Genomic DNA, 567 nt, shown 5'->3' on the forward strand with positions numbered 1-567 from the left:
GATATTGGCTTTTAGAAGTAAATCAAGCGCGCCTGTCGGTTCAAGCACCGCTGCGCTATTATTTTTGGCAGCTAACTTATTAAGGGCGCGATATAGGCGGCTACTATAGAGATAACCGATAGTATGCAGATGCTCGTCAGCGTGATGAATGGGCGTCATCTTAGGCGCGAGTAGGGCGCGCGGATTGCCAGATGCTCCTGCAAGCGGTGCGGTTTTATCCACGAGTGTGACCCGCGTACCGCGATTGGCTAGTGACCAAGCGACCATTAACCCAGAGACGCCAGCACCAATGATAAGGGTATGGCTAGGTTTGGATTTTTCGTTGACTTGTTTTGTTTTAATGAAAGTATCGTTAGACAGCTCAGCGTCTTCTTTAATCTCAGCAGTGAGCATCTCTTTCTTTGGGCCAAAGCCTTTTATCTTTTTGAGTATAAAGCCACTGCTCTGCAGGCCGCGTTTTACTACGCCTGCGCAGCTATAAGTCGCTGCTGTCGTACCGATAGAAGATAAGCGTTTAATCTGACTAAATACCGACTCTGCCCACAAGGACTCATTGCAAGAGGGCGC

The 567-nt window shown here is 48.7% G+C and carries 1 protein-coding gene; it reads right to left on the minus strand.

Features of this window, described 5'->3' with window-relative positions:
• The coding region (locus ACTXGO_RS16610; RefSeq protein ID WP_443575216.1) for an FAD-dependent oxidoreductase at window positions 1–567 on the minus strand (567 nt) is incomplete at both ends.

The organism is Psychrobacter sp. T6-1 (genome assembly GCF_052258445.1).